Source organism: Citrobacter sp. Ct235 (assembly GCF_030332305.1).
Classification (GTDB): domain Bacteria; phylum Pseudomonadota; class Gammaproteobacteria; order Enterobacterales; family Enterobacteriaceae; genus Citrobacter_A; species Citrobacter_A telavivensis.
Genome location: NZ_JAOWIC010000034.1, coordinates 55,407 through 75,767, shown reverse-complemented (window position 1 = coordinate 75,767; position 20,361 = coordinate 55,407). Strand labels below are relative to the sequence as shown.

At 55.7% G+C, this 20,361-nt stretch carries 19 protein-coding genes; 3 read left to right on the top strand and 16 right to left on the bottom strand.

Annotation, left to right across the window (positions count from 1 at the left end; translation table 11 throughout):
- Window positions 1–49: 49 nt before the first annotated feature.
- From accD to pdxB, 5 genes are all read right to left on the bottom strand, one after another.
- Window positions 50–964, bottom strand: coding sequence for an acetyl-CoA carboxylase, carboxyltransferase subunit beta (accD, locus tag OGY35_RS02305; protein ID WP_042317761.1), 915 nt, complete (start codon window positions 962–964; stop codon window positions 50–52).
- 153 nt (window positions 965–1,117) lie between these two features.
- On the bottom strand, window positions 1,118–1,777 hold the full coding sequence (locus tag OGY35_RS02300; protein WP_046483093.1) for a DedA family protein: 660 nt from the start codon (window positions 1,775–1,777) through the stop codon (window positions 1,118–1,120).
- Window positions 1,778–1,801: 24 nt separating this feature from the next.
- On the bottom strand, window positions 1,802–2,614 hold the full coding sequence (truA, locus tag OGY35_RS02295; protein ID WP_152403318.1) for a tRNA pseudouridine(38-40) synthase TruA: 813 nt from the start codon (window positions 2,612–2,614) through the stop codon (window positions 1,802–1,804).
- Complete coding sequence (locus tag OGY35_RS02290) at window positions 2,614–3,627, bottom strand: aspartate-semialdehyde dehydrogenase (RefSeq protein WP_152403316.1); 1,014 nt, start codon at window positions 3,625–3,627, stop codon at window positions 2,614–2,616. Before OGY35_RS02290 ends, truA begins: the two co-directional genes overlap by 1 nt.
- 66 nt (window positions 3,628–3,693) lie before the next feature.
- Entirely contained in the window at window positions 3,694–4,830 is a 1,137-nt protein-coding gene (gene pdxB, locus OGY35_RS02285; RefSeq protein ID WP_286631316.1) for a 4-phosphoerythronate dehydrogenase PdxB, read from the bottom strand.
- A 103-nt stretch (window positions 4,831–4,933) separates the two neighbouring features.
- Between pdxB and flk the strand changes: the two genes are divergently transcribed.
- A complete protein-coding gene (flk, locus tag OGY35_RS02280; RefSeq protein WP_286631382.1) occupies window positions 4,934–5,935 on the top strand; it encodes a flagella biosynthesis regulator Flk in 1,002 nt (333 codons plus the stop codon).
- Here the strand turns inward: flk and OGY35_RS02275 are convergent.
- Window positions 5,932–7,110, bottom strand: coding sequence for an MFS transporter (locus tag OGY35_RS02275; RefSeq protein WP_286631315.1), 1,179 nt, complete (start codon window positions 7,108–7,110; stop codon window positions 5,932–5,934). The genes flk and OGY35_RS02275 overlap by 4 nt on opposite strands.
- A 207-nt stretch (window positions 7,111–7,317) precedes the next feature.
- On the bottom strand, window positions 7,318–8,535 hold the full coding sequence (gene fabB / locus OGY35_RS02270) for a beta-ketoacyl-ACP synthase I (RefSeq protein WP_152403309.1): 1,218 nt from the start codon (window positions 8,533–8,535) through the stop codon (window positions 7,318–7,320).
- A gap of 157 nt (window positions 8,536–8,692) precedes the next feature.
- On the opposite strand from fabB, the gene mnmC reads away from it, so the two are divergent.
- Window positions 8,693–10,705, top strand: a complete 2,013-nt coding sequence (gene mnmC / locus OGY35_RS02265) for a bifunctional tRNA (5-methylaminomethyl-2-thiouridine)(34)-methyltransferase MnmC2/FAD-dependent 5-carboxymethylaminomethyl-2-thiouridine(34) oxidoreductase MnmC1 (RefSeq protein WP_286631314.1) — start codon at window positions 8,693–8,695, stop codon at window positions 10,703–10,705.
- Between the two features lie 49 nt (window positions 10,706–10,754).
- Here mnmC and OGY35_RS02260 read toward each other — a convergent pair whose 3' ends face one another.
- The 6 genes from OGY35_RS02260 to prmB are packed head-to-tail and all read right to left on the bottom strand — an operon-like array spanning window position 10,755 to window position 15,291.
- Window positions 10,755–11,030, bottom strand: coding sequence for a YfcL family protein (locus OGY35_RS02260; protein ID WP_046483117.1), 276 nt, complete (start codon window positions 11,028–11,030; stop codon window positions 10,755–10,757).
- A 31-nt stretch (window positions 11,031–11,061) separates the two neighbouring features.
- Window positions 11,062–11,610: an elongation factor P hydroxylase gene (locus OGY35_RS02255; protein WP_286631313.1), complete on the bottom strand. Its 549-nt coding sequence runs from the start codon at window positions 11,608–11,610 to the stop codon at window positions 11,062–11,064.
- Window positions 11,610–12,419: a sulfite exporter TauE/SafE family protein gene (locus OGY35_RS02250; RefSeq protein WP_286631312.1), complete on the bottom strand. Its 810-nt coding sequence runs from the start codon at window positions 12,417–12,419 to the stop codon at window positions 11,610–11,612. Before OGY35_RS02250 ends, OGY35_RS02255 begins: the two co-directional genes overlap by 1 nt.
- Window positions 12,419–13,243 (bottom strand): penicillin-insensitive murein endopeptidase, encoded by an 825-nt coding sequence (gene mepA, locus OGY35_RS02245; protein WP_286631311.1) that lies wholly within the window; start codon window positions 13,241–13,243, stop codon window positions 12,419–12,421. Before mepA ends, OGY35_RS02250 begins: the two co-directional genes overlap by 1 nt.
- 3 nt (window positions 13,244–13,246) lie before the next feature.
- Window positions 13,247–14,332, bottom strand: coding sequence for a chorismate synthase (gene aroC, locus OGY35_RS02240; protein WP_286631310.1), 1,086 nt, complete (start codon window positions 14,330–14,332; stop codon window positions 13,247–13,249).
- 26 nt (window positions 14,333–14,358) lie between these two features.
- Window positions 14,359–15,291 carry a 50S ribosomal protein L3 N(5)-glutamine methyltransferase gene (gene prmB, locus OGY35_RS02235; RefSeq protein ID WP_286631309.1) on the bottom strand — a complete coding sequence of 311 codons (933 nt, stop codon included), beginning with the start codon at window positions 15,289–15,291 and terminating at the stop codon, window positions 14,359–14,361.
- A 168-nt stretch (window positions 15,292–15,459) separates the two neighbouring features.
- Here prmB and smrB point away from each other — a divergent pair, with 168 nt between their 5' ends.
- Window positions 15,460–16,011, top strand: a complete 552-nt coding sequence (smrB, locus tag OGY35_RS02230; RefSeq protein WP_046483131.1) for an endonuclease SmrB — start codon at window positions 15,460–15,462, stop codon at window positions 16,009–16,011.
- Between the two features lie 80 nt (window positions 16,012–16,091).
- On the opposite strand, the gene sixA is transcribed toward smrB, so the two are convergent.
- The 3 genes from sixA to fadI form a co-directional block, all read right to left on the bottom strand.
- Window positions 16,092–16,577 (bottom strand): phosphohistidine phosphatase SixA, encoded by a 486-nt coding sequence (sixA, locus tag OGY35_RS02225; RefSeq protein WP_152403292.1) that lies wholly within the window; start codon window positions 16,575–16,577, stop codon window positions 16,092–16,094.
- Window positions 16,578–16,784: 207 nt separating this feature from the next.
- Window positions 16,785–18,929: a fatty acid oxidation complex subunit alpha FadJ gene (gene fadJ, locus OGY35_RS02220; RefSeq protein ID WP_286631308.1), complete on the bottom strand. Its 2,145-nt coding sequence runs from the start codon at window positions 18,927–18,929 to the stop codon at window positions 16,785–16,787.
- Window positions 18,929–20,239, bottom strand: coding sequence for an acetyl-CoA C-acyltransferase FadI (gene fadI / locus OGY35_RS02215; protein ID WP_286631307.1), 1,311 nt, complete (start codon window positions 20,237–20,239; stop codon window positions 18,929–18,931). The genes fadJ and fadI overlap by 1 nt, the downstream gene beginning before the upstream one ends.
- Window positions 20,240–20,361 lie beyond the last annotated feature (122 nt).

The following is a 20,361-nucleotide window of genomic DNA, read 5'->3' as shown; positions in this document are numbered from 1 at the left end:
GTTGAGAAAAGCAAAAGGGCAGCGCCTGTGGCCCTGCCCTTTTCAGTTATCAGGCCTCTGGTTCCTGATCCGGCACCGGTGGCACCACCACGCCTTCACGCGGGGTATCCGGATTTGGCGCCGGCAGATTCATCAGCTTCGCCAGAATGCTTGCCAGTTTCAGGCGCATCTCCGGACGGCGGACGATCATATCGATAGCGCCTTTTTCGATCAGAAACTCACTGCGCTGGAATCCCGGCGGCAGTTTCTCACGTACGGTTTGTTCGATAACGCGCGGACCCGCGAAGCCGATCAGCGCTTTCGGTTCAGCAATGTTGAGATCGCCCAGCATCGCGAAGCTTGCAGAGACACCGCCCATCGTTGGGTCAGTCAGCACGGAGATATACGGCAGACCGCGTTCCTGCATTTTTGCCAGCGCCGCAGAGGTTTTCGCCATCTGCATCAGCGACATCAGCGCTTCCTGCATACGCGCGCCGCCGGAGGCAGAGAAGCACACCAGCGGACAGTTATCTTCCAGCGCCTGTTCAACAGCACGCACAAAACGTGCGCCGACCACAGAACCCATCGAGCCGCCCATGAAAGCGAACTCAAATGCCGCCGCGACGACCGGCATGCCGTGAAGCGTGCCTTTCATCACCACCAGCGCATCTTTCTCGCCGGTTTCCTTTTGCGCGGAAGCCAGACGGTCTTTGTATTTCTTGGAGTCACGGAACTTCAGTACGTCTTTCGGCTCAAGTTCGCTACCCAGCTCCACCAGCGTTCCTTCATCTAACAGGCTATGCAGGCGATTACGCGCCGACATACGCATGTGATGGTCACACTTCGGGCAGACCTCGAGATTACGTTCCAGCTCAGCACGGTATAAAACCTGACCGCAGCTATCACACTTAGTCCACACCCCTTCAGGAATACTTGCCTTGCGGGTGGGCGTAATGTTGCTTTTAATTCGTTCAATCCAGCTCATTTATGACCTTTCTGCCTGAACCTGGTGTGTTCCAGTTTTGCCGTGGGGGCGCATAATGCCATTTTTGCCCCCAACAGACCATGAATGTTGCACATTAAAACATAACAGCCCGAAACTTTGGACAAAAAAGTGGTCGAACCGCCGAGTTAGTTTCTATTTTGTTACACGTGACGCCGCGCGTTTATGGCGAATAATTTCCACCACGCCCGGCAGGATAGACACCACAATAATCCCAACAATCAGCAACTTAAGGTTGTTCTGAATCATCGGAATGGTACCAAAGAAGTAACCTGCGTAGGTGAAGAGCAGAACCCACAGCAGCGCGCCTATCACGTTATAAGCCGCAAAATGACGATACGACATATGTCCCATTCCCGCCACAAACGGCGCAAATGTTCTGACGATCGGTACAAAACGGGCGAGAATGATGGTTTTTCCGCCATGTTTTTCGTAAAACTGATGCGTCTTGTCCAGATAGCTGCGGCGGAAAATCTTCGAGTTCGGGTTACTGAATAACTTCTCACCGAACAATCGGCCAATAGTGTAATTCACCGCATCGCCAACAATCGCGGCAATCAGCATCAACACCACCATCAGGTGCACGTTGAGATCGTTGGTGCCCAGCGACGCCAGCGCCCCCGCCACAAACAGCAGGGAATCGCCTGGCAGGAACGGCGTCACCACCAGTCCGGTTTCACAAAACAGGATCAGGAACAAAATCGCGTAAACCCAGACGCCGTACTGTGCGACCAGTTCCGCCAGGTGCACATCAATATGCAGGATAAAATCGATAAGGAAGTAAATCAGGTCCATAGTTGTGCCTTTATACGACTTGAATTAGTCCGCCAGAAAGAGCGGGCCCATGGGCGGTTTAGGAAGGTCAAACCGGTCAGGGTAGTCCACCGCAACCAGATACAGTCCTTCGGCCTTCGCCGTTGCCGCTGCGAGCGTTCTGTCCTTTGCCGCTAACAACTCTGCTATCCAGCTCTCCGGCTGGTTGTGGGCACCTACTTCCATCAGGCTGCCAACAATGTTCCTGACCATATGATGTACAAAGGCATTCGCTTTGATATCGACCACCACATACGCGCCATGGCGCGAGACCGTAATGTGCATCACGTTGCGCCACGGCGTGCGCGACTGGCACTGGACGGCGCGAAACGACGTAAAGTCATTCTCGCCAATCAGACACTGCGCCGCACGATGCATGCGCTCAGCGTCCAGCGGTTCATAATAATGCGTCACACCTTTACCTAACACCGCCGGACGTAACCGATGATTGTAGATGATGTAACGATATCGGCGAGCCGTGGCGCTGAAACGCGCGTGAAAATCTTCCGGTACAGCTTTCACCCATCGCACCGCGATGTCACCAGGTAAATTCGCATTTACACCCAATGTCCATGCCGCATCTTTGCGCAAAGCGGTGGTTTCAAAATGCACAACCTGACCGGTGCCGTGCACACCGGCATCGGTGCGTCCGGCGCAAAAGACGTTAATCGGCTCATTGGCAACCTGTGAGAGTGCCTTTTCCAGCTTTTCCTGCACACTGCGGACTTCATTCTGACGCTGCCAGCCATAATATTTGCTTCCGTCATATTCGATGCCCAGCGCAATTTTATACACCGGCGAGCGTTGCTGGTCAGACATCAGTACAGGTACTCCTGCACCAGTTTTTCCGCAATTTTCACCGCCATCAGCGCGCCGCCAAAGCGAACGTTATCCGCCACGGACCAGAACTGAACCTGCTCCGGCATGCCGTAATCGTTACGCACGCAGCCCACGGACAGGTGCGCGCTGCCGGTGGCATCGCCAACCTGAGTCGGGAAATCACTCTCTTGCGACAGCACAATGTCTTCGCCACGGGCAAAGGCATCGCGAGCCTCTTCGGCAGCCAGTGGACGCAGCGCTTCAAATGCCACCATCTGCGCGTGACCATAAAACACCGGTGACTGTACGCAGCTTGCCGAAATCATCAACCCGTCATCCTGCATGATTTTGCGCACTTCATCGACGATCCGCCGCTCTTCACGCACGCTGCCTTCGCGATCCGGCAACAGCGGCAGCATATTGAACGCCAGCTGGCGGCCAAAGAAATCATCGTCATCAATGGGGATCCCGTTCAGCAGTTTCGCACTCTGTCCGGCCAGGGCATCGACGGCTTTCTTACCGTGCGCAGATGCAGAAAGCAGACTGGTTACGGTGATGCGAGAGAGTCCCCCCTCATCGATAAGCGGCTTCAGCGCGGCCAGCAACTGGCTGGTCAGGCTGTTCGGCACAGCGATCACGTTACGATTGCGGTAGTCTGCCAGCACGAACGGGTTCACGTCTGGCACCACCAGCGGGACGTCCGGCTCAAGCGCGAACAGACCGCTGGTATCAATGACCAGACAGCCCGCATTTGTCGCCTCGTCCACCCAGGCTGCCGTGGCGTCGACACCGGCAACGAAAAAGGCCAGCTGTGCCTGCGTCCAGTCGAATTCAGCCGCATCCTGCACCATCACTGACTTACCACCAAAGCGCAGATGTTCGCCTGCACTTTCATTACGTGCCAGCGCAAAAATTTCCCCAACCGGGAACTGACGTTCAGCCAGGGTTTCAAGCAACGCTTCGCCGACGGCGCCCGTCGCGCCGAGGACGGCAATATTCCAGCCTTCAGACATGGTGGTTTACTCCAGAAAAGCATAAGCCTCCCTGCCGATTATTCGTCAGGGAGCATTAAGAAGACATTAACGTGTCGGGTGATGAACCGCGTTAAAACCCAGTTTACACAGTAACGCCGCCGCATTCGCGTCGTCGCACATCACGTACAGTGAGGACCATTCACGGCGCTCGAGATAATTTTTGCGCAGTTTATCAAATTCACCCGGTATTCCGGCAACGTTGCGCAGTAGCGCATCGTCGCGGCGCACATCATACACCAAATGCACCAGTCTTTTCAGCGTCGGCTGATCCAACGGGCCATGCAGCGTAATGCGGCCAAATTCCGGCGCTGGCAGCAGGGTATCCAGCGCGACATGCTGCTCTCGACCAATAAATTTGCTCCAGGCTTCAAAAACCTGCGTGGTGCCGCGCGCTTTGCCTTCCAGCGTGTAGCCCGCAATGTGCGCCGTGCCAATATCTATCTTACGCAACAGGTCGACATTCAGATCCGGTTCACCTTCCCAGACATCCAGGACCACGCTCAGCGCCTGCCCGGCGTTAAGGTGCGCCAGCAGCGCGGCGTTATCAACCACCGCGCCGCGACAGGCATTAATCAGAATGCTGCCCGGTTTCAGGCGACCAATCAGCGCCTCATCGACCAGATGGTGCGTTTTGAATGGCCCTTCTTTAAACAGCGGCGTGTGGAAGGTCAGGACATCGGCTTCCTGTACCAGCTCATCAAGCGAGCGAAAATCGCCCTCGTCTCCACGATCCGCGCGCGGTGGATCGCATAACAGCGTACGGATCCCCAGCGCTTCCAGCCGAGCCTGCAGGCGCCCCCCGACGTTACCCACGCCAACAATCCCGACGGTACGATCGCGCAATGCGAATCCGTCACGCTCCGCCAGCATCAGCAGCGAAGAGAAAACATACTCCACCACCGCAATGGCGTTACAGCCAGGCGCTGCTGAAAATCCGATTCCCGCCTGCTTAAGCCAGTCCTCATCCACATGATCGGTGCCGGCAGTTGCGGTACCAACGAACTTGATGGCCTTTCCCTCCAGCAATGACGCGTTCACTTTGGTGACAGAACGCACCATTAACGCGTCAGCATCATCCAGTTCAGCGACAGGGATGGGGCGCCCAGGAACCGCTTTGACCTCGCCCAGACGGCTAAACAATTCGCGGGCATAAGGCATATTTTCATCAACGAGAATTTTCACGTCTGTCGTACCTGTTTGAGAACGAGAGTTAACCGGGCAAGTGTGCCATAATCTGGCCGCCAGGCATACTTTGCTAAGATTGATGGTTTAAGGATAAGTGATGATGCAACCTATTTCCGGTACTCCCGCGCACCCTCCCGGTGAAGGGCAACCTGCGGTTTCCACGGCGGGCGAACAACCGCTCTCCACGCAACAGCGGACCGTACTGGAACGACTGATAACCCGCCTGATTTCACTGACGCAACAGCAAAGTGCGGAAGTGTGGGCCGGCATGAAGCACGATCTTGGAGTGAAAAGCGACACTCCGCTACTGTCACGTCATTTCCCTGCGGCGGAGCAAAATCTCAGCCAGCGTCTTGGCGTAGCCCAACAGAATCATGCCAACCGTCAGGTACTTTCACAGTTGACGGAATTGCTGAGTCAGGGGAATAACCGCCAGGCGGTGAGCGATTTCATTCGCCAGCAGTACGGACAAACGGCGCTCAGTCAACTCAAACCGGAACAGCTTAAGAACGTACTGACGCTTTTACAGCAAGGGCAGCTGTCGATCCCGCAGCCGCAACAGCGTCCGGCAACCGATCGCCCGCTGATGCCAGCCGAACACAATACGTTAAATCAGTTGGTGACTAAACTGGCCGCCGCCACGGGGGAATCCGGCAAGCTTATCTGGCAATCGATGCTGGAACTCTCTGGCGTGAAAAGCGGTGAGCTGATCCCGGCAAAACATTTCACCCATCTGGCGACCTGGCTACAGGCGCGTCAGACCCTGAGTCTGCAACATGCCCCCACTCTGCAATCGCTACAGGCGGCGCTTAAGCAACCGCTGGAAGCCGACGAGCTGGCCAGTTTGAAAGATTACGCCCAGCAGAACGGGCAGATCCAACCGCAAACCGTGCTCACCGCCGCCCAGGTACAGGATCTCCTGAATCAGATCTTCCTCAAGCGCGTTGAGCGCGATCGGGAATTCACCGATCCACGCCACATTCAGCCGATTTACAGTCCGTTTGCACCGTTTATTGAGACGCTGCGATCGTTCACCGCGCGTCCCGGACTGTTGTTTATCGCCCTGCTGATCGCGTTACTGGTGTTCTGGCTGGTCATCTAGCCCCGGCGAAACGACAACAGCGTCACCACAATCCCCAGTACCGCCGAAATCGCTCCGGCAAGAAATACAGATTGATAGCCACAGGACGTGGCAAGCAACCCCGCCAGCGGGCCGGTGACCGCGTAAGAGATATCCTGAAATGCGGCGTATCCCCCCAGGGCAGTTCCGCGAACCTGCGACGGTACGCGTTTCACCACTTCAACGCCGAGCGCCGGGAAGATTAGCGAACACCCGGCCCCGGTTAATGCCGCCCCGAGCAGCGCAAACCACGCCGTCGGTGCCAGCCAGAGCAGTATCAGTCCAACGGTCTCTATCAGCAGGGAAGCGATAGCCACCTTGACCCCACCAAAGCGGTCCGGCATCCAGCCAAACAGCACGCGCATAATGACAAAGGCCCCGCCAAACGCGGTCAGCGTAAAGCCGGCCATAGCCCAACCGTGACTGGCAAAATAGAGAGAGATAAAAGTGCCGATAACGGCAAATCCGACACCTTGCAACGCGAGGCCCAGACCCGGTTTCCAGATAAGCCCCACCACGCTCCACAGCGAGGGGCGCTCGCCCGCATGAGCAGGTACTTTACGCACCGTTCCGTTAAACGCCCATGCCAGCAGCGGTAACGCCATTGTCGTGCCCGCAAGACCCGCAAAACCAAAATGGCTGTGGATGAGCAGCCCCAGTGGCGCGCCTGCAGCCAGCGCACCGTAAATCGCCATCCCGTTCCACGACATCACCTTACCGGAACGTGCAGGCCCCACCAGGCCCAGTCCCCAGGTCAGCGTGCCGGTGAGCAACTGGCTTTCACCAAAGCCGAGGATCAGACGTCCGACTATCAATAATGCGAATTTGATCGGTTCAGAAACGGGTAACAGCGCCGCCAGTAGCCACGCGCCGCCTGCCAGCGCGCAGGCGAACATCCCCTGAAGCGCAGAACGTTTGGCACCGTACTGATCGGCAAGTCGCCCGGCATAACCGCGTGTTAAGACGGTAGCCAGAAACTGAATTCCCACGGCAATACCGACCATCGTATTGCCATAGCCCAGCTCATGGTGGACAAAAAGTGGAATAACGGGTAGCGGCAAGCCGACCGTCATGTAGGTCAAAAAGACCGCAAAAGCGATGCGAAAAAGCGATGTGTTCGCTACAGATGTTTTTTCTTTATGGGTTACTGCTGTCATGCGTTACTCCAGAATGCAGAGTAAGGCGAGGAATTGCCACGCCCCCTCCACCTGACCGTCAGGATTAAGGTGCGTTGGATAACGTCAAACGCTTACACATTATCCGGAAGATAATGATGGGCCTGAAGTCTGCCTGCTACGCATGCATTTTGTCAACGAAACAAAAAAGGGGAGCAACCGGGCTCCCCTTCTTATTAAGAAAGTCACTTACGCTTTCAGTTTACGCATCACCAGCGTGGCGTTGGTACCGCCGAAACCGAAGCTGTTGGACATAACGGTGGTCAGTTCACGATCGAGAGTTTCGGTCACAATGTTCAGACCGGCAGCCTGCTCGTCCATCTCTTCGATGTTGATGCTTGGTGCGACAAAGCCGTGTTCCAGCATCAGCAGAGAGTAAATCGCTTCCTGTACGCCAGCAGCGCCCAGAGAGTGACCGGTCATCGCTTTGGTCGCGGAGATAGCCGGGCTGTTATCGCCAAACACTTCGCGAATCGCACCCAGTTCTTTCACGTCACCCACTGGCGTAGAGGTACCGTGGGAGTTCAGGTAGTCGATTGGAGTATCAACGCCGTGCATCGCCATCTGCATGCAGCGCACCGCGCCTTCACCAGACGGTGCCACCATGTCAGCGCCATCAGACGTCGCGCCGTAGCCCACGATTTCCGCGTAGATATGGGCTCCACGCGCCAGCGCGTGTTCCAGTTCTTCAACCACCACCATACCGCCGCCGCCTGCGATAACAAAACCGTCACGGTGCGCGTCATAGGTACGAGAAGCTTTAGAAGGCTGGTCGTTATATTTGGTGGACAGTGCGCCCATCGCGTCGAACTCACAGGCCATTTCCCAGCCCAGTTCTTCGCCGCCGCCCGCAAATACGATGTCCTGTTTGCCCAGTTGGATCTGCTCGACCGCATTACCGATGCAGTGTGCGGAGGTCGCACAGGCGGAGCTGATTGAGTAGTTTACGCCGTGAATTTTGAACGGTGTTGCGAGGCAGGCAGAAACTGCGGAGCCCATCGCTTTGGTGACCACATACGGGCCAACCGCTTTCAGGCCACGCGGACTACGCATTGCGTCAGCACCGAATACCTGCGCTTTGGAAGAGCCGCCGGAACCGGCAATCAGACCAACGCGCGGGTTGTTCTGATACGCGTCTTCACTCAGGCCGGCATCTGCAATCGCTTCACGCATGGAGAGATAGGCATAAATAGAGGCATCGTTCATGAAACGAACCACCTTACGGTCGATCAAACCAGTGGTGTCCAGTTTGACGTTGCCCCATACGTGGCTACGCATTCCTGCATCTTTAAACTCGTCAGAAAAAGTGATCCCTGAACGTCCTTCACGCAGAGATGCCAGGACTTCCTGCTGGTTATTACCGATGCTGGAAACGATGCCCAAGCCAGTAATCACTGCACGTTTCATTCAATACCTCTGTAATCGCACTATAGTAAGTTTCGATTGGCACAATAGCGTACACTTGTACGCCGAACAAGTCCGATCAGCCAATTTGTACTGAAATTTGCGCCGCCTGGCACACATCGCTAAGATCGTGACACTGCCTGTCAGACGAGTAACTTACGTGAAACAATACGCTATACAACCCGCCAACCTCGAATTCAACGCTGAGGGTACACCTGTTTCCCGAGATTTTGACGACGTCTACTTTTCCAACGACAACGGTCTGGAAGAGACGCGCTATGTCTTCCTCGGCGGCAACCGAATCACAGAACGTTTTGCAAAACATTCTCACCCGCTGTTTGTGGTGGCGGAGAGCGGTTTCGGCACCGGTCTGAACTTTCTCACGCTCTGGCAGGCGTTTGCTGAATTTCGCGCCACTCAGCCCGAGGCTACGCTACAAAGATTACATTTCATCAGTTTTGAAAAATTTCCGCTGACCCGCGACGATCTCACGGCGGCACATCAGCACTGGCCGGAGTTGGCTGAATTTGCCGGACAGCTTCAGGCCCAGTGGCCGTTACCGCTGGCGGGTTGCCACCGTCTGCTGCTGGATGAAGGACGCGTCACGCTCGATCTCTGGTTTGGCGATATCAATGAACTCACCGATCAACTCGATGACAGCCTGAATCAAAAAGTCGACGCCTGGTTTCTTGATGGCTTCGCCCCGGCCAAAAACCCGGACATGTGGACGCCAACGCTGTTTAACGCGATGGCGAGACTGGCTCGGCCGGGCGGTACGCTGGCGACCTTTACGTCTGCCGGATTTGTCCGTCGCGGTTTACAGGAAGCCGGTTTTACCATGCAGAAATGCAAAGGCTTTGGGCGCAAGCGCGAGATGCTGCGCGGCGTGATGGAACACGCTCCCGCGCTGCCAGCATCAATGCCGTGGTTTTCCCGTCAGGGCAGTGAAAAACGCGAGGTTGCCCTCATTGGCGGCGGGATTGCCAGCGCGCTGCTTTCGCTGGCGCTGTTGCGCCGCGGTTGGCAGGTCACGCTCTATTGCGCGGATGATAAACCCGCTCAGGGCGCGTCCGGCAACCGTCAGGGGGCGCTCTACCCTCTTCTCAGCAAACACGATGCGGCAATAAACCTCTTTTTCCCCGCCGCGTTTACGTTTGCCCGTCGTCTCTATGACGCCCTGCCCGTCAGGTTCGATCACGACTGGTGTGGCGTCACGCAACTGGGCTGGGACGACAAGAGTCAGCAGAAAATCACGCAGATGCTGTCGCTGGATTTACCGTCAGCGCTGGCGAACGCCGTTGATGCTGAACAGGCGCGACGTCTTACCGGTGTCGATACCAATTGTGGCGGCGTGATGTATCCTCTGGGCGGCTGGCTGTGCCCGGCGCAATTAACCGCCGCCGTGCTTCTGCTTGCTGAAAAACAGGGATTACGCTGTCACTATCAGCATTCGCTGGCGGCACTTAATCAGTCTGCATCCGGCTGGAATTTGCAGTTTACGCACGGTAATTGCGCTGAACATGCCGTGGTAGTACTGGCTAACGGTCATCGGATTAACCATTTTACGCAGACACAACCGTTGCCCGTCTACGCTGTCGCCGGCCAGGTCAGCCATATTCCGACCACGCCAGCACTTTGTAATATTCGTCAGGTGCTGTGCTATGACGGTTATCTCACGCCGCAGAACCCGGCTAATCAGCAGCACTGTATCGGTGCCAGCTACCATCGCGGCAGCGAAGAGACGCAGTATCGGGAAGACGATCAGCAGCAAAATCGACAGCGCTTGATTGACTGCTTCCCGGCGGCGGAATGGGTCAAAGAGGTCGATGTCAGCGACAACGCGGCGCGCTGCGGCGTGCGCTGCGCCACCCGCGATCATTTGCCGATGGTGGGAAACGTTCCCGACTACGCTGCCACACTGGTGCAGTACGCTGATTTGGCCGACAACAAAGCGGGCGCGGCAAATGCGCCGGTGTATGACGATTTATTTATGCTGGGTGCGCTGGGTTCCCGCGGGCTGTGCTCTGCGCCCCTGTGCGCAGAAATACTGGCTTCACAAATGAGTAATGAACCCGTGCCGATGGATGCCGCCACGCTGGCAGCATTAAATCCAAATCGTTTATGGGTGCGGAAATTGTTGAAAGGGAAAGCGGTTAAAACACCGATGGGATAAACAAACGCGCCATCCGGCAAGGTAACCAGGCCGGATGGCGGTATCGTGATTATTGCGTTGCTTTCTGGAACAGCGTGTCCCACATCTCTTTCACTAACGCCTGATCGCGCGGCGACAACTCACCGGCACCGATTGCGTTTTCCAGGCTGCGGGTGACGTTGGCATAGACGGCCTGAGCAGAATGGTCATCAGTCCCTTCCAGTTCTGCGACGGCTAACGTCAGGTGGCCACGCAAATACCCACTGGCAAACAGCTCATCATCGCTTGCATGCTCTACCATGTCATCGATTAATGCCAGAATGCGTGATTCAAACTCCGCGATCATCTTCTTTCCTCATTGTAACGTGGCGCTGGCTTCAGTTGAGCGCTTCTGGCCACGGGAACTGTTCCGCCGTAAATTCAGGCGTGTGATAATAATTCTGTAATGCCTTAATGAAGCGCGCCGGACGTTCGGGAATGCCGTTCTCCAGATACGCCATCACCTGCGCATGAACCCGACGCTGGAACACCACGCGGTCCGGTTCAAAATCGCCTTCCAGGTTGTCGCAACTGACGTTAAACGGATACCCCGCCGCCACGCAGAACAACCAGTCAAACGCCTGCGGTTTCACTTCTACATCTTCAAACTGACCCTGCGTCGCCGCATCTCGACCGTCCGGACAATACCAGTAGCCGAAATCCACCAGCTCGCGGCGCGCCTTTCCGGCAATGCACCAGTGCGAAATCTCATGCAATGCGCTGGCGTAAAAGCCGTGCGCAAAGACAATCCGGTGATACGGGATCTCTGCATCAGCAGGAAGATAGATCGGTTCGTCGTCGCCTTTAATCAGACGGGTATTAAAATCATCGGCAAAGCAGCCGTTAAAAATGTCAATCAACTGTTCGTAGCGGTGCGTACTGTTCATTAATTCATCCCCAGCCAGTGGAGAATCTCCTGTCCATGGTTATCATAAAGAAGTTTCATGCTCATCACCGCCGAGACAATGACGATCATCGGGCGAATCAGCTTTTGTCCTTTGCTCAGTACCAGTCGGGAACCCATTCGCGCCCCGAGAAACTGTCCGATCAGCATGACAAAACCGGTGGCCCAAATCACTTTCCCGCCGATGACAAACAGCAGCAGGCCGCCAATATTGGAGGTGGCATTCAGCACCTTGGCGTGGGCCGTCGATTTAGAGAGGTTATAGCCACACAGCATGACAAATGACAACGCGTAAAATGAACCTGCCGCCGGGCCAAAAAAGCCATCGTAAAAGCCTACGCAACCCCCGGCGACCAGGGCAAACGGCAGACCGTACAGACGACGCTGTCGGTCTTCCTCACCCACTTTCGGCATCAGCAAAAAGTAGAGACCAATGCAGATCACCAGAACAGGCAGGACCTGACGTAACACGTCAGACTTCACATGCTGCACCAACAGCGCGCCGCTCATCGAGCCAATAAACGTCATCGCGATATTGAGTTTCTGGTCAGCGAGGTTCACCACTTTACGGCGAATAAAATAAATCGAAGAAGAAATCGAGCCGCCGCAGGCCTGCAGTTTGTTGGTCGCCAGCGCCTGCGCGGGAGACATCCCTGCCGCCATCAGCGCGGGGATGGTCAACAGACCGCCGCCGCCCGCCAGTGAGTCGATAAATCCAGCCAGCATTGCCACAAAAAACAACACCATCAACAGCAGCGGGGAGACCATAAACAGGTCCGCAAAATTATCCATTAGAGTACATGCTCATCCAGTAGCGCCTGGCAGGAAGGCGGCAACGGAGGTGGTGTCTTCTTCTCAGGCTTTGTTGTTCCAGGTTTTGGTGGTTCAAACCAACTTTGCAGCTCGGCACCACAGCCATCGCCTGGAGGAGGCAACGGTTGGTCTTCGCACTCAAGGCTGTCGGCAGGACAACGCAATCGTACATGCATATGCGCACGATGCTGGAACCAGGGTCGCACTTTACGTAACCAGTCGCGATCGGTACCGGCATCGAGGCAAAGTTGCTGTTTTATGGCAGGGTTCACAAAAATACGGGTGACGTCGTTATCTTCCGCCGCCAGCTTAATCAGGCTGGCGATTTCCGGTTTCCACAGGGTCGGCACCACATGTTTACCGTCACGGGCGACCAAATCCAGCGCCTGGGGACGCAGCAGTTGCGCCTGAGTCCAGCGCGTTTTTGGCAACTGCAGGAAAATATCCACATCCAGGCCGGTCTGATGGCTGGCATGTCCACCATTAAATCGACCACCGGCGGGCATTCCCATGTCGCCAATCAGCACCGTTCCCAGTCCAAGATTGTTCACCTGCGTACTCAGGCGCTGAATAAACATCACCAGGTCGGGATGGCCGAAATAGCGACGCTGATCGGTGCGCATCACCTGATAATGCTCGGACTGCACGGGAAGCGTGTCCGCCCCCACAATGCAGCCGTTCGAGAAGCCACCAATTGACTGCGCGCTGCCCGGCACGGGTTGGGCAATTTTTTGCCACGGCGTCGCCGCCAGACTGGTCGTACTGGCAAGCAGGGCCAGCAGTGCTATCGCGGTTTTTTTCATCTCTTACCAGCGTGGAATATCCGTTTTGACATCCGCATTTTGCGCCCGTTGACGTAACAGGTGATCCATCAGCACGATCGCCAGCATCGCTTCCGCGATCGGTACGGCGCGGATCCCCACGCACGGATCGTGGCGTCCTTTGGTGATCATCTCCACCTCCTCGCCAAAGCGATTAATGGTACGCCCTGGAACGGTAATACTGGACGTCGGTTTCAGCGCCATGTGGGCCACGATCTGCTGACCGCTGCTGATCCCGCCCAGAATACCGCCAGCATGATTGCTCTGGAACCCCTCTTTGGTGATTTCGTCACGGTTCTGGCTACCGCGAAGCGCCACGACGTCAAACCCGTCGCCAATTTCGACGCCTTTCACCGCGTTGATGCTCATCAGCGCGTGGGCGATGTCGGCATCGAGACGATCAAAGACCGGCTCGCCCAGCCCTGCCGGTACGCCGCTGGCGACCACGGTTACCTTCGCGCCGATGGAATCGCCCTCTTTTTTCAGCGCACGCATCAGTTCATCCAGCGCCTCAATCTTATCCGGGTCCGGACAGAAGAAAGGGTTAAGCTCTACCTGCGACCAGTCTTTGATCGCCAGCGGAATGTCGCCCATCTGGGTCAGACAGCCCTGAATGATAATGCCAAATTTTTCGGTGAGATATTTTTTAGCAATCGCCCCTGCCGCCACGCGCATCGCGGTTTCTCGTGCGGAGGAACGTCCGCCGCCACGATAATCGCGCAGACCATATTTCTGCTCGTAGGTGTAATCCGCGTGTCCGGGACGAAACACGTCCTTGATGGCGCTGTAGTCCTGTGAACGCTGATCGGTGTTTTCAATCAGCAGCCCAATGCTGGTGCCTGTCGTTACGCCTTCAAACACGCCGGAAAGGATTTTGACCTGATCCGGTTCACGACGCTGCGTTGTGTAACGTGACGTGCCAGGGCGACGTCTGTCGAGATCGTGTTGCAGGTCAGCTTCCGTCAGCGGAATGCCCGGCGGCACACCGTCGACGATACAACCGAGCGCCAGCCCGTGCGATTCGCCGAAGGTGGTTACACGAAAGAGTTGTCCAATTGTATTTCCTGCCATTGCGGTCTCGTTGTTGTCGTTGTGGTTTAATCTTTATAGAGGCTGAAGTGCTCGCGGGCAGCGATCAATTCGGCTTTGGTCAGCATAAAGACGCCATCGCCGCCATTGTCAAATTCCAGCCAGGTGAACGGCACATCCGGGTATTGTTCCATCAGATGTACCATGCTGTTACCGACTTCACAAATCAGAATACCGTCATCAGACAGGTAATCCGGCGCGTTGCCCAGAATGCGACGGGTGAGTTTCAGGCCGTCAGTACCGGACGCCAGCCCCAGTTCCGGCTCATGACGATATTCATTAGGCAGATCGGACATATCTTCCGCGTCAACGTACGGTGGGTTGGTCACGATCAGGTCGTACTGGACCTTAGGCAGGTCGCGGAACAGATCGGAGCGAATGGGCGTGACGTGATGGATCAGACCGTGCTCTTCAATGTTGCGTTCCGTCACGGCCAGCGCGTCTACCGAGATATCTACCGCGTCCACTTCCGCTTCTGGGAAGGCGTAGGCGCAGGCAATAGCGATACAACCGCTACCCGTACACATATCCAGTATGTGGTGAGGTTGTTGTGCAATCAGACCCGCAAAGCGGTTGTTGATCAGCTCGCCAATCGGAGAGCGCGGCACCAGCACGCGTTCATCGACATAGAACTCATGGCCGCAGAACCAGGCTTTATTGGTCAGATAGGCCACCGGGATACGTTCGTTCACGCGACGGATCACGCGCTCAACAATACGGTGGCGTTCGCTGGAGGTCAGGCGCGCGGTGCGCATATCTTCGGGAATATCCAGCGGCAGATACAACGAGGGCAGTACCAGTTGTACGGCTTCATCCCACGGGTTATCCGTACCATGACCGTACCAGATATTCGCCGCACTAAAACGGCTAACCGCCCAGCGCAACATGTCCTGAATGGTATGCAGATCACTCACTGCTTCATCAACGAAAATTTTATCCATCTGTTCCTCCAGGGCATGCTCGCATTAATTTCGGCGGCTAGTTTGCCATGAAGACGGCGATAAATCAGCAATCACGCAGGGGTAGCGGGTGAAAATTGCGTTTTGAGCATTCGCATCCGCATCGAGTCGGGTAAACTAACGGATAATAAAAAAAGATGAGACCGCAGAATGAAAAAGAAAACATCGCTCAGCGAGGAGGACCAGGCGCTGTTCCGACAGTTGATGACCGGCACCCGTCAGATTAAACAGGACACGATTGTTCATCGCCCGCTACGTAAAAAGGTCACCGAAGTTCCGGTTAAGCGACTGCTTTCAGAGCAGGCCGATGCCAGCCACTATTTCTCTGATGAGTTTCAGCCGCTGCTGAATACGGAAGGCCCGGTGAAATATGTTCGTCCTGACGTCAGCCATTTCGAACTGAAGAAAATGCGTCGTGGCGATTACTCTCCGGAATTGTTTCTCGATTTACACGGTCTGACGCAGCTTCAGGCCAAGCAGGAACTGGGCGCGCTGATTGCCGCCTGTCGACGGGAGCATGTGTTTTGCGCCTGTGTGATGCACGGTCACGGCAAACATGTGCTGAAGCAACAGACGCCCCTGTGGCTGGCGCAACATCCGCATGTCATGGCTTTCCATCAGGCACCAAAAGAGTACGGCGGCGATGCCGCGCTGCTGGTGCTGATCGAGGTGGAAGAGTGGGCACCGCCGGAACTGCCCTGAGCGCAAAAACAACAAGAGCCGCATCAGCGGCTCTTTGAGAGTATGACAAACCTCATCCCGATACAGGATAAGACGACAGGTTAAATCGCTTTCGCCATTTTGAGGTTACACGGACTCATCTGCCAGTTGAATACCCCTTTTCCGCTGTCATCCAGCGTTACACTGGCAATCGCTGAGGTGGTAAACATCGGCGGCGTTTCGCCTGGGCACAGCTCGGACACCAGGTAACCCACTAACGGGAGGTGGGAAATCACCAGTGCGGTGGCGACACCTTCATTGGCCAGAGCTTGTAAATAAGCGCTGACCAGACCGACATCACCGCAGGGAGTCAACTCCGGCAAAACATCCACGTCGCCTGGCAGGTTCATGCATCCCCCTACCACATCCAACGTTTGTTCGGCTCGCAGGAACGGGCTCACCAGAACTCGTTCGATATCCACTTTTTGACCTTTCAGCCAGTTCGCCATAAGGCGGGATTCATCACAACCACAGGTGGTTAAGGGACGAACCGAATCACTGGCGGCATCGAGGGCCGCGTCGCCGTGACGCATGATAAAAACTTGCATATTGCACCGCTTTTGTTAACCAGAATCACACGCACCCCAGCTAAAACCTCTCAGGGTTGCTGTAATGCAGTGGCCGGCATTGTGCCTTATCCGTTCACTGAATGAAACGCTGTGTTTTACCTCAATGGCGTAAGTATAGTCAATCTGTGTTTACAATTTAACCAACCCACAACCATTCAGTACGGATTTACCTTACATTTGACCTTGTTAATTCAGGTCAGTTGCATCTGCTTTCCAGAAACTTTCACCCCGCTCCGCCATCTGTAACAACGTATCGCACGGCGTAAACCGTGGACCATACAGCGAAGCCAGACGTTGCAATACCGCAACCACTTCACCCGCGCCGAGAGAATCCATATAACGGAACGGGCCACCGAGAAACGGAGGAAAACCAATACCAAACACCGCGCCGATGTCACCATCGCGCGCGCTACGGATCACCTGCTCGTCGAAGCAGCGCGCCGCCTCATTGAGCATTAACATGACGCAACGTTCCGCAATCTGCTGGGTGGAGAGCCGACTTTGCCCCTGCGCGCCTATAAGCCTATAAATTGCAGGGTCGACCTGTTTTTTGCTTTTACGCCCTTTCGCCCCATAAAGATAGAAACCCCGACCATTTTTTCTACCTTTGCGATCGTCATTCAATATTGATGAAACAACATTTGCAGGGGCGCTAAAACGCTCGCCATAAGCGGCTTCCAGTATCGGTATAATTTTAGTGCCTGTGTCGATTCCGACCTCATCCAAAAGTTGGATTGGCCCAACCGGAAAACCAAACTTTACCAGTGCGCTGTCGATCTGTTCGACCCGCTCGCCTTCGGTTAGCAGGCGAATCGCTTCATTGATATACGGTGCAAGAATACGGTTTACGTAGAATCCAGCCTTATCACGCACCACAATCGGTGTTTTGCCCTGTTTTTTCGCCAACTTAACCGTGGTGGCGATGGTTTGCCCCGACGTCGTGGCATGCGGGATCACCTCCACCAGCGGCATTTTCTCAACCGGGCTAAAGAAGTGCAGACCTATCACCTGCTCGGGTCTGGCCGCTTTTGCCGCAATGTCGCCAATGGGTAAAGATGAGGTATTGGAGGCAAAAATCGTGTGTGAGGCGCAATTTTGCTCAACTTCCGCCACCATCTGTTGTTTTAACGACAAATCTTCAAACACCGCTTCAATAACCACATCGCGATGGGAAAAGCCGCGATAATCCACCGAACCTGAAATCAGCGCCAGCTGTTTGTCACGCTCGCTGGCTTTGATATGCCGGCGACGCACCTTCGTTTCAAGCTGATCCCAGCTGTATTTCAGTGCGTGATTGATTCCTTTGGGATTAATGTCTTTGATGCGAACTGGCAAGCCACCTTTACAGGCAGTAACGTATGCAATGCCCCCGCCCATCAGTCCACCGCCTAATACGCCGACGCTGCGTAACGGTCCTGGCGAAACCTCACTGCCCGGATCCTTTTTCACGTCCGTACTGGCAAAAAAGATATTACGTAACGCCTGGGACTGCGGCGTCATCGCCAGCTCGCCAAATGCGCGCGCTTCCGCGTCATAGCCGCTGCTGCTGCCCTGCGCCAGTCCCGTTTCAATCACCTGCAAAATGCGTTCTGTCGCCGGGTAGTTACCCTGAGTTTTCTGTTCTGTTTTCTTACCGACCATGCGGAACAGCAACGCTCGCCCAAGTGGGCCCGCCAGAATACGTTCACGAACCGGAAGGGATCGATGACCGGGGCGATCTTTTTTCGCCCATTCCACGGCGGCGTCCAGCAGGATCGTCTGCGGAACCACCTCGTCCACCAGCCCCGCTTTCAACGCCTGCTTCGCGCGAAGTTGCTTACCGGTGAGGATCATATCCAGTGCCGTACTGACGCCCACCAGGCGCGGAAGCCGTTGGGTGCCGCCTGAACCCGGTAGCAGTCCCAGTTGAACTTCCGGTAAACCGAGTACCGTTTTCGCATCATCCGTACAGACACGCGCATGACAGGCCAGCGCCAGTTCAAGCCCGCCGCCCAGACAGGCTCCGTGAATGGCGGCAACCACCGGGATCGGCAGCGCGTTGATCTCCGCCATCAGTTGCTGCCCCTGTCGCGCCAGCGTTTCCGCTTCTTGCGCGCTTTTGCAGCGACTAATCATATTGATATCCGCCCCGGCAATGAAATTGTCCGCTTTCGCGGAAACGATCACGACGCCGCGAATCGCCTTGTTTTCACGGATCTGTTTAAGTATGACCCGAACCTCGGAGGCGAATTCCGCCTTGAGGGTGTTCATCTTTTCTCCTGGGACATCAACGGAAATGACGGCGACGTTGTCCAGACGAACGTTAAGCGTAAAAGCCGATGTCGTTTCCATTATTCCGCCTCCAGAACCATTGCCGCACCCAGTCCACCCGCCGCACAGGCGGTGACCAGACCAAAGCCGCCACCGCGCCGGCGTAATTCGTGCAGGGTTTGCGTAATCATCCTCGCGCCCGTCGCGGCAAACGGATGTCCAAAGGCAATCGAGCCACCGAGTACGTTAAATTTGCTGTCATCGACTTCACCGGTGGCATGGGACCGACCGAGCACCTCACGGGCAAAGCGCTCACTACCGAGTAACTGGAGATTCGCCAGCGTCTGCGCGGCAAAGGCTTCGTGCATATCGAAAAGCGTCAGATCGGCCATCGTGATCCCCGCACGTTCCAGCGCCAGCGGCGTGGACCAGGCCGGTCCCAGCAACATATCCTGCCAGACATCGATAGCGGTAAACGCGTAGCTGCGCAGATAGCCGAGCGGAACCAGCCCCAACTCTTTGGCACGAGATTCCGTCATCAGGATGACCGCCGCCGCGCCATCCGTCAGCGGCGTACTGTTTGCCGCCGTTACGCTGCCATGTTTCCGGTCAAATGCCGGACGCAGTCTGGCATAGTCTGCCAGCGTGGAGTTGCCGCGAATGTTGTTATCTTCAGACAGGGGATCTTTAAAAGGCGGCGTGTAGGTGGTCATCACCTCATCGGCCAGCTTTCCTTCTGCCCACGCCTGGGCGGCTCGCTGATGAGAGCGATGCGCCAGAGCGTCCTGTTGTTCACGGGTAATGCCGTAGGTTTTCGCCATCTGTTCGGCGGTATCGCCCATTCGCAGGCCGGTAGAGTACTCCGCCACGGCAGGCGGGACGGGCATCAGATCGCGCAAGCGCAGACGGGAAAAGAGTTGCAGACGCTGCCCCATCGTGCGGGCTTTGTTGACATCAACCAGCACCCGCGCCAGTTTTTTGCTGACGCCAATGGGCAGTACCGAAGAAGAGTCCGCCCCGCCAGCGATACCTGCACGAATAGTACCGGCCATCAGGCTTTCCGCAACGTTAGCGACGGCCTGAAAACTGGTCGCACAGGCACGACTGACGCTGTAGGCATCGGTATGCACATTCATCCCGGTCCCGAGCACAATTTCACGGGCAATGTTCGGCGCTTCCGGCATCTGGACGACCTGCCCAAAAACCAGTTGCTCAATAACATCGGCAGGGATTTCACTGCGCGCAAGCAGTTCGCCAACCACCATTTTGCCGAGATCGACGGCGGGAATGCCATGATAGGCGGTCGCCTGACGGGCAAAAGGCGTACGTAATCCGCTCACAATGGCGATGCGATCGCCCTGACGGGTGACCAGCGGTAAAACCTGACGCATAACACTCCCCTGTAAAAATAAAATAAGTGGTCTGACCTGACCATAGTCTTAACCAATTTTTTACATTTAGCCAAGCGGAGCGCAAAGAAAGTGAGAGCTATGGCACAGTGAATAATCACTGC

What these genes read in the sequence shown, in the direction of transcription:
- accD (WP_042317761.1), bottom strand. Translation starts at nt 964, where the DNA reads ATGAGCTGGATTGAACGAATTAAAAGCAACATTACGCCCACCCGCAAG.
- OGY35_RS02300 (WP_046483093.1), bottom strand. Translation starts at nt 1,777, where the DNA reads ATGGACCTGATTTACTTCCTTATCGATTTTATCCTGCATATTGATGTG.
- truA (WP_152403318.1), bottom strand. Translation starts at nt 2,614, where the DNA reads ATGTCTGACCAGCAACGCTCGCCGGTGTATAAAATTGCGCTGGGCATC.
- OGY35_RS02290 (WP_152403316.1), bottom strand. Translation starts at nt 3,627, where the DNA reads ATGTCTGAAGGCTGGAATATTGCCGTCCTCGGCGCGACGGGCGCCGTC.
- flk (WP_286631382.1), top strand. Translation starts at nt 4,934, where the DNA reads ATGCAACCTATTTCCGGTACTCCCGCGCACCCTCCCGGTGAAGGGCAA.
- OGY35_RS02275 (WP_286631315.1), bottom strand. Translation starts at nt 7,110, where the DNA reads ATGACAGCAGTAACCCATAAAGAAAAAACATCTGTAGCGAACACATCG.
- fabB (WP_152403309.1), bottom strand. Translation starts at nt 8,535, where the DNA reads ATGAAACGTGCAGTGATTACTGGCTTGGGCATCGTTTCCAGCATCGGT.
- OGY35_RS02260 (WP_046483117.1), bottom strand. Translation starts at nt 11,030, where the DNA reads ATGATCGCGGAGTTTGAATCACGCATTCTGGCATTAATCGATGACATG.
- OGY35_RS02255 (WP_286631313.1), bottom strand. Translation starts at nt 11,610, where the DNA reads ATGAACAGTACGCACCGCTACGAACAGTTGATTGACATTTTTAACGGC.
- OGY35_RS02250 (WP_286631312.1), bottom strand. Translation starts at nt 12,419, where the DNA reads ATGGATAATTTTGCGGACCTGTTTATGGTCTCCCCGCTGCTGTTGATG.
- mepA (WP_286631311.1), bottom strand. Translation starts at nt 13,243, where the DNA reads ATGAAAAAAACCGCGATAGCACTGCTGGCCCTGCTTGCCAGTACGACC.
- aroC (WP_286631310.1), bottom strand. Translation starts at nt 14,332, where the DNA reads ATGGCAGGAAATACAATTGGACAACTCTTTCGTGTAACCACCTTCGGC.
- prmB (WP_286631309.1), bottom strand. Translation starts at nt 15,291, where the DNA reads ATGGATAAAATTTTCGTTGATGAAGCAGTGAGTGATCTGCATACCATT.
- smrB (WP_046483131.1), top strand. Translation starts at nt 15,460, where the DNA reads ATGAAAAAGAAAACATCGCTCAGCGAGGAGGACCAGGCGCTGTTCCGA.
- sixA (WP_152403292.1), bottom strand. Translation starts at nt 16,577, where the DNA reads ATGCAAGTTTTTATCATGCGTCACGGCGACGCGGCCCTCGATGCCGCC.
- fadJ (WP_286631308.1), bottom strand. Translation starts at nt 18,929, where the DNA reads ATGGAAACGACATCGGCTTTTACGCTTAACGTTCGTCTGGACAACGTC.
- fadI (WP_286631307.1), bottom strand. Translation starts at nt 20,239, where the DNA reads ATGCGTCAGGTTTTACCGCTGGTCACCCGTCAGGGCGATCGCATCGCC.